Genomic DNA, 426 nt, shown 5'->3' with positions numbered 1-426 from the left:
TGTAAAAAAAAACCAAAGCCCTTCGCCTAAAATATTTACGTGTCATGTAAGCTAATGCCATACCTACAGCGAAGCCAGCACCTACAACTAAAGGTACAAGACCACCATCTACTTGCTCTAATTCATGTTTTTTTAATTCAATCATTCTATTTTCCTTTAAACTATTAAGGCCAGATTCGAGAACCAACTGTGAGACCGATCGCAACACCTCCTAGGAACAAAGGTACTAGCCCACCGTTTACTTCATTGATTTCATGCTGATTTAATACATTCATAATTTTTTCCTTCTTATTTACGTGTCATGTAAGCCAGAGCCATGCCTACCGCGAAGCCAGCACCTACAACTAAAGGTACAAGACCGCCATCTACTTGCTCTAATTCATGTTTTTTTAATTCAATCATTTTATTCTTCCTTTAAAATTATTT

The 426-nt window shown here is 36.9% G+C and carries 3 protein-coding genes; all 3 read right to left on the bottom strand.

Translation table 11 applies throughout. The annotated features are described in order from the left end of the window. On the bottom strand, positions 1–145 hold a 145-nt coding region (locus CWB76_RS20615; protein WP_138609712.1), incomplete at its 3' end, for a class IIb bacteriocin, lactobin A/cerein 7B family. Between the two features lie 19 nt (positions 146–164). Beyond that, complete coding sequence (locus tag CWB76_RS20610) at positions 165–275, bottom strand: class IIb bacteriocin, lactobin A/cerein 7B family (RefSeq protein ID WP_138609710.1); 111 nt, start codon at positions 273–275, stop codon at positions 165–167. Positions 276–288: 13 nt separating this feature from the next. Beyond that, positions 289–402: a class IIb bacteriocin, lactobin A/cerein 7B family gene (locus tag CWB76_RS19160; RefSeq protein ID WP_138609695.1), complete on the bottom strand. Its 114-nt coding sequence runs from the start codon at positions 400–402 to the stop codon at positions 289–291. Between the last annotated feature and the right edge of the window lie 24 nt (positions 403–426).

The sequence above is a fragment of the Pseudoalteromonas sp. S1609 genome (assembly GCF_005887255.1).
In the GTDB taxonomy this organism is placed as follows: Bacteria; Pseudomonadota; Gammaproteobacteria; order Enterobacterales; family Alteromonadaceae; genus Pseudoalteromonas.
The sequence above is the reverse complement of the archived record's forward strand: the minus strand, read 5'-3'. Positions and strand labels throughout refer to the sequence as shown.